The sequence below is a fragment of the Psychromonas hadalis ATCC BAA-638 genome (genome assembly GCF_000420245.1).
Lineage (GTDB): Bacteria > Pseudomonadota > Gammaproteobacteria > Enterobacterales > Psychromonadaceae > Psychromonas > Psychromonas hadalis.
Genome location: NZ_ATUO01000036.1, coordinates 21,260 through 27,806, shown reverse-complemented (window position 1 = coordinate 27,806; position 6,547 = coordinate 21,260). Strand labels below are relative to the sequence as shown.

General features: G+C 37.6%; 7 protein-coding genes. 6 read left to right on the top strand and 1 reads right to left on the bottom strand.

Annotated elements, in window-relative coordinates:
- Window positions 1–12: 12 nt before the first annotated feature.
- The 6 genes from G322_RS22615 (at window position 13) to G322_RS0106515 (ending at window position 5,414) form a co-directional block, all read left to right on the top strand.
- On the top strand, window positions 13–177 hold the full coding sequence (locus G322_RS22615; protein ID WP_342662416.1) for a PTS sugar transporter subunit IIA: 165 nt from the start codon (window positions 13–15) through the stop codon (window positions 175–177).
- Between the two features lie 208 nt (window positions 178–385).
- Window positions 386–733, top strand: a complete 348-nt coding sequence (locus G322_RS0106535) for an ArsC family reductase (RefSeq protein WP_022941009.1) — start codon at window positions 386–388, stop codon at window positions 731–733.
- A gap of 9 nt (window positions 734–742) precedes the next feature.
- Complete coding sequence (gene dapE, locus G322_RS0106530) at window positions 743–1,876, top strand: succinyl-diaminopimelate desuccinylase (protein WP_022941008.1); 1,134 nt, start codon at window positions 743–745, stop codon at window positions 1,874–1,876.
- Window positions 1,873–2,538 (top strand): M15 family metallopeptidase, encoded by a 666-nt coding sequence (locus tag G322_RS0106525; protein WP_022941007.1) that lies wholly within the window; start codon window positions 1,873–1,875, stop codon window positions 2,536–2,538. Before dapE ends, G322_RS0106525 begins: the two co-directional genes overlap by 4 nt.
- Before the next feature lie 14 nt (window positions 2,539–2,552).
- On the top strand, window positions 2,553–2,933 hold the full coding sequence (locus tag G322_RS0106520; protein WP_022941006.1) for a PilZ domain-containing protein: 381 nt from the start codon (window positions 2,553–2,555) through the stop codon (window positions 2,931–2,933).
- 144 nt (window positions 2,934–3,077) lie between these two features.
- Window positions 3,078–5,414: a PilZ domain-containing protein gene (locus tag G322_RS0106515; RefSeq protein ID WP_022941005.1), complete on the top strand. Its 2,337-nt coding sequence runs from the start codon at window positions 3,078–3,080 to the stop codon at window positions 5,412–5,414.
- A gap of 38 nt (window positions 5,415–5,452) precedes the next feature.
- Here G322_RS0106515 and serB read toward each other — a convergent pair whose 3' ends face one another.
- On the bottom strand, window positions 5,453–6,499 hold the full coding sequence (gene serB / locus G322_RS0106510) for a phosphoserine phosphatase SerB (protein ID WP_022941004.1): 1,047 nt from the start codon (window positions 6,497–6,499) through the stop codon (window positions 5,453–5,455).
- Between the last annotated feature and the right edge of the window lie 48 nt (window positions 6,500–6,547).

The following is a 6,547-nucleotide window of genomic DNA, read 5'->3' as shown; positions in this document are numbered from 1 at the left end:
CAGAAGGTCAAAATGGGTGACACAATCATCGAGTTTGATCTGGAATTCTTAAAAGAGAATGCAAAATCAATCTTAACACCTGTTGTTATTTCAAATATGGATGAGATTAAAGAGCTTCAGAAAATGTCTGGAACAGTTGAAGTTGCCACTGATGCAGTATTAAAAATCGTTAAATAACAAAAGCGACATTGTTATTTTTTAAAGAGTCACTTAGGAATCGTTACACAATAACTTGCGCTAAATTATTTTCAAAAAGCCTGAAATGACTGGTTATTTTGAAAACAAAAGCGCAAGTAATTTTGAAGCCGATCCTTAAGTGGCTCTTTTTGTTTCTCTCCCACTATCATCTTCTGTTACAATCATTTTATTTTAATGGATAAAAATTGTGACCACTCTCTACGGCATCCCTAATTGCGACACAGTCAAAAAAGCAAAAAAATGGTTAACACAACATAATATCTGTTACTCTTTTCATGATTATCGAAAAGATGGCTTAGATGAAAAATTACTGCATACATTTCTTGAAGAATTATCGTGGATGGAGCTACTCAATAAACGCAGCACCAGCTACCGTGGCCTCTCTCAAGAACAAAAAGATAACCTCACACAAGAGACTGCAATTGCGCTGTTTATTGAATTCCCTACATTGATTAAACGCCCCCTTTTAATCAGTAAAAATAGCGCGCTCTTAGGTTTTAAACCCCAATCATATCAAACTCTTTTTGCTCTTTAAGGAACCACTATGTCAGAATCTCCGGTATTAATTTTATTAAAAGATTTAATGAGCCGTGCTTCCCTTACCCCAAATGATGCAGGCTGTCAGCCACTGTTAATTAAACGCTTAGAAAAATTAGGTTTTGTGTGCGAGGTAATGGAGTTTGAAGACACATTGAACTTATGGGCACGCCGTGGCACAGAGAAACCGCTATTTTGTTTTGCAGGCCATACTGATGTAGTACCAACAGGGCCGGAACACCTTTGGAAATACCCTCCCTTTGAGCCAACCATCATTGATGGTTACCTCTATGGACGTGGCGCTGCTGATATGAAAAGTGGTTTAGCAGCTTTTATGATCGCCGTCGAACAATTCATTGAAAAGCACCAAGAACACAAAGGTTCAATCGCCCTGTTAATCACCAGTGACGAAGAGGGTCCTTTTATCAATGGCACAACCCGCGTTATTGATACACTCGAAGCACGTAATGAAAAAATTGATTATTGTCTTGTCGGTGAACCATCAAGCACTGATCATGTCGGAGATACCATTAAAAATGGCCGTAGAGGCTCACTCACTGCCGATCTCACTATCAAAGGTGTGCAGGGGCATGTTGCCTACCCACACATGGTAAAAAACCCAATTCATAGTTGTATGAGCGCGATGGCAGAATTATCGACAACTCAGTGGGACAGTGGCAATGAATATTTTCCTCCTACCAGTTTTCAAATAACAAACTTTAATTCAGGCACAGGTGCGAGCAATGTCGTGCCTGCGAATGCAAAAATTCAATGTAACTTCCGTTACTCAACAGAGCTAAACGCAGAGCAAATAATCGCGCATGTTGACACTATTTTAAAATCACATAATGTCGATTACGATGTAGAGTGGACATTTAATGGATTACCTTTTATCACCGAGCCCGGCTCTCTTACTAATGCTGTGAGTCAAGCGATTAAGCAGGTTACTGGATTAACAACCGAGCTTTCTACCAGTGGTGGCACTTCCGATGCACGTTTTATTGCACCAACTGGCGCACAAGTTGTTGAAGTGGGACCAAGCAATAAAACCATCCATAAAATTAATGAGAGAGTGAAGGTTGACGATCTCGAGTTGCTCGTTGATATCTACCAAGTAACCCTGAAAAATTTATTAACATGAAAATAACAGAGTTAACGGGGCAAGTTGAGTCACATTTAACAAAAATAGCAGGCAATATCTTGGTTCATCACGATGTTGTTTGCCCCTTTTTAGCACTGCAAAAAATGGCTAAGCAAGCAGGTTTTAACTTACAGATTGCCAGTGGCTTTCGTAGTTTTGAACACCAATCTGTTATTTGGAACAATAAATATTCAGGAAGAACCTCCCTGCTTGATAAAAATGAATTGCCTCTTGATTTCACACAACTTTCAGAGTTAGAAAAATTACACACTATTTTGCGCTGGTCAGCACTACCAAGTGCCAGTCGCCATCACTGGGGGACAGATTTTGATATCTACGACCCTAGCCTGCTACCCCAAGGTAAAAAATTACAGCTAACTTGCATGGAATATCAACCAACAGGCTATTTTTATGAACTAAGTAATTGGTTATCAGATAATATGCAACGATTTGGCTTTTATCGCCCTTATCAAACTGACCAAGGTGGAGTTGCCTGTGAGCCTTGGCATATCAGTTATCAGCCGATTGCCAACGATTGCCTAAAAGCATTAACAACCACTGCGATTCATGATCTCATTATGAAAAATAATGTGCTTGGTAAGTCGCTAATCTGCCAACAATTACCTATGATATATAAGCAATATATTTGCAATATTAACTAGAATGGGAAATAAAAATGTCAGAAAGACGCCGATTTTCACGTATTGATTTTTCAGGTGAGTGCTCACTCACAGAAAAGGTTGAAGGGAAACTTGAAACAGCTCAAACAGAACTGTTAGATATTTCTCTTAATGGTGCATTAGTTTATCGCCCCAAAGAGTGGCATGATGAGCCTGGTGCAATGGTTAATCTTAATCTGCAATTATCAGGATCTGATATTGTGTTAGAGATCAACAGTATGGTTTGTCATCAAGAAGAGGGATTACTAGGTATTAAGTTTTTAACGCTTAGTTTAGAAAGCATCTCACACCTAAAACGGTTGATTCAATTAAACCTTGCCGATGAAAAATTATTACACCGTGAAATGTCGCAACTCATTAACCTTTCTGATGATTAAAAAGCACCCACTATCAATATAATCCAAATATTGTTTGGATTATATTTTCCTCGTATTTATTCAATAATAAAACTAAACATTTATCAGTTTTTACAGATAAACTAAATACATATAAAGTAATCATCGGATGAAATAAAGTTATCTATGGATTTAAAGGCTTATCAATCTCAAATTAGAGAACTTATTCCACTGCGTAATGAGCCAGATTTTAATGAGCTACTCAATAAGATTTTATTTGGCGAAAGTAATAGTGATAAGTTTCTTATCAAGATGGAACTTAGCCGTCTTGCAAAACCTTGTCAGCGACTATTAGATATCCGCGATAAAGTGACAGAGCCCTGTGAAATTTTTGAGCAAGATAAACTAAAACACCATTTAACCAAACCCACGATTAAAGTATTGCAGAAAAGCATAAAGTTATATGGTTTATATACAGTCGGTGCTTTTGAAGCGGTTCATGAATTTATTGCAACACAAAAGAACGCATTAAAAAAACGACAAATAACCAGAAAGAAAGTAGTAAAAAGAGAGGAACAGTGTGAATTATTAACCCTGTCGCAAAAAAACAAACGTGGCGCACCACGCATGTTTTTTGTTTCCGATATTACTGTGACGCTCAATGATGGAAAAACGATTACGGCACAAACGTCCAATATCTCATCAACAGGCCTTAAAATAAAATTAAGTGATTCACTGCATATTAGTAATGAGACACTGCTTAACATTACGTTTACAGGCTTAGCACTTGAATACCACGATCAGGTATTAAAAGAGCAGGTACGCTACCAGCTTGTTAAGCAGGAGAATGACAGCGAAGAACAGCGCTATTTTTATCTCAATTATATTGATGATAACAAGTGCTTTAACTCTTTTATTAGTGAGTTTATCCGCCTTAATCAGTACAAATATAAAATAGATGTACACTACTACTATCAACTCGCAAAAGTAAGTGCACTGAAATATAACTACCTTGCACAGATGAACAGCTTACCTCTCTATCTTGATGCACAAGCGCCCTCACCTTTCCTCTTTAGCCTAAAAAACAATAGCAATAAAGTATTACTTAATGAGTGGCATTGTGGAGGTATTGATCAGCTATCCTATCTGTTTCATGAATTACGCTTTATTAAGTTACTTGCGCATACACTGAGCAATACAACGGTTTATACGTTTACCCACACCGTCAAAGGAAAACTATACTTTTTATCAGCAACCGAAGAAGAGCTTAACGAAAAAGGGCTTAAACAGAGTTTTATCAATTACGGGCGCAGTAAAAGCAGTTGGCGTGTTTACCATTTAACATTAGCACCCTATCAATATCAGCCCTCAAATCGTTACGATATTACCGAATCAGTACCAAGCCTTTTCAAGCGAGTGACCCACATAGCAACGCTACAGAGGTTAAGCAAAGCCTACCCTTTTACTATTAAAACCAAGCTTGATAAAAAGGATGTTAATCAGTTAAATCAGTTTGTACATCGGCCTGAAAATAATACAGCGCCAGCTTCTGTATTTTCCCTTTTTTCTGATGAACAACGTAAAGAGGCACGTTATCTTTATGCCAGTAAACTGTCTGTTTCTGATGGTAAGAATAGCTATAATGGTCATCTTGTCGATTTTTCACATTCAGGCTTAAAAATAAAACTTGAACAGATAACTGCGTTCTCTAATACAACAAAATTAACTATCGATTTAACCGAATTGCAAAAAATATCCAAAAAATACCCACTGTCAGACTTACATTATAAAGTCATTAAAACGGGGGCAAACAATATATTTCACTTGCAAGTTTGTGATAAAAAAACGCTTGATACTTGCGAACATTTTTTCTCTCTCTTAGTAAAAAATAATGCCAAACATTTTACCTGTATCCCCTTAAAAGAGCATAAACAGCCCTCTCTGAAACACCTTGTTGAAATTGCAGAAGAGTCCTTTATTAACTGCATATTTTTCCTGAGTAAGCTCTCTGGTCGTCCTAAAATCACCTTTTCAGCCATTGATATAGCAGATCATCCCTTGCATAAACTCTTTTCACTCTATAGTGATAATCACAATGAGTTAAACTATTATCCACTCGTCAATAACCAACTTTACGAACGCCTTGTCATACAGCCCTTTAAAGAGAGCGAGGGGGGCCTATTAAACAAAGAAGCACTTATCTATATCAAAGCGGTTAAAAAGAGTGATCAGCCGTGGGAAATCAGTAGCTTTCTTGATGAAGATTTTAACTCAGAGCAGGAAAAAATAAATTTTATTAAAGAGAGTCAATTTAATGCAACTTTTTATGCACTGCATTACCGGTTAACTTCCCTAGCAAGCATAGATTTAAGCAGCATTAAATCTGAAATTCGTACCATTTCACGCTTTGCTATCCATTTAACAAAGAAGCTAGAAGATGAGCTATGTGCCATCAATGCAATGATTGAGATAACTGATAGAACGGCTGATATTATTAAAACCGTGGACAATAAAATAAGTTAAAAGAGATAAACTAACACCACTTATCTCTAATCGATTAATCATGACCAGTTAGCATCACGACTGCAGCTTAAAATAACAAGTGCCCCCTCTAAATCAAGGTTATTCAGTGAGATAGAGGCTTGCTCTTGCACAATAGGTTTCGCATGGATTGCAATGCCCATTGCAGACGCTTCCATCATCATTAAATCGTTTGCACCATCACCAATTGCAATTGTTTGTGACATTGGAATAGCGTATTGCTTGGCCAGCTCTTTTAACGTGCGTGCTTTGATATCTGCATTCACAATCTCACCAACCACTTTTCCTGTTAACTTATCATCCTCAATCTCAAGCGTATTGGCAATCGTATAATCAAAACCATGATCTTGCTTTAATCGATCGGCAAAATAGTTAAAACCACCTGACGCAATGGCGACTTTCCAACCCACTTTTTTAAGCCCTGCAATCAACAATTGAAGGCCCGGCATCAATGGCATATTATCAGCCACTTCTTGTAAAACAGAAACGGGCATATTTTCAAGTTTACTCACACGGCTACGTAAGCTCTCATTAAAATCTAACTTGCCCTGCATCGCGAGCGCAGTCACGGCAGAGACCTGTTCACCAACACCGTGTAAACGCGCTATCTCATCAATACACTCAATCTGAATAGTGGTTGAATCCATGTCCATCAATACAAGGCCAGGTTGCGACCAATCGGGGAACTTATCCATTAACGCGAAGTCAAGTTCGCACTCTTTAGTAAAACACTCTAGCTTACTTTTTAAACTGCTTGGATAGTGGCTTAATGCGAAACGAATGCAACTAACAGCTTCAATCTCTTGAGGAGAATAAACTTCAACGGTATCAACCGCTTCATTACTGAGCAGTGTTAATAACGACTTAAGCTGTGCCGTCGTAAATGTTTTTCCCATCACGATCAATTGTGCTTTTTCAACAAAGACCTGATCTATCTGTTGTGTTAACAGCCCATTTTCTGAAAAAAGTGATTCGCCATTTTTAGTAACAGCTTGTTTTAAATCATCTCTCCATTGAATTAATGATTTAGATTTAGAAGGAATTTGCAGTTTTTGTATCGTTTTCACAGTAATATACCTATCTTTAATATAATCATGCGTACGATAACGATTGCA

Excerpts from the sequence above, each read along its gene's own strand:
- G322_RS0106515 (WP_022941005.1), top strand. The coding sequence starts at position 3,078 with ATGGATTTAAAGGCTTATCAATCTCAAATTAGAGAACTTATTCCACTG.
- G322_RS0106520 (WP_022941006.1), top strand. The coding sequence starts at position 2,553 with ATGTCAGAAAGACGCCGATTTTCACGTATTGATTTTTCAGGTGAGTGC.
- G322_RS22615 (WP_342662416.1), top strand. The coding sequence starts at position 13 with ATGGGTGACACAATCATCGAGTTTGATCTGGAATTCTTAAAAGAGAAT.
- G322_RS0106525 (WP_022941007.1), top strand. The coding sequence starts at position 1,873 with ATGAAAATAACAGAGTTAACGGGGCAAGTTGAGTCACATTTAACAAAA.
- dapE (WP_022941008.1), top strand. The coding sequence starts at position 743 with ATGTCAGAATCTCCGGTATTAATTTTATTAAAAGATTTAATGAGCCGT.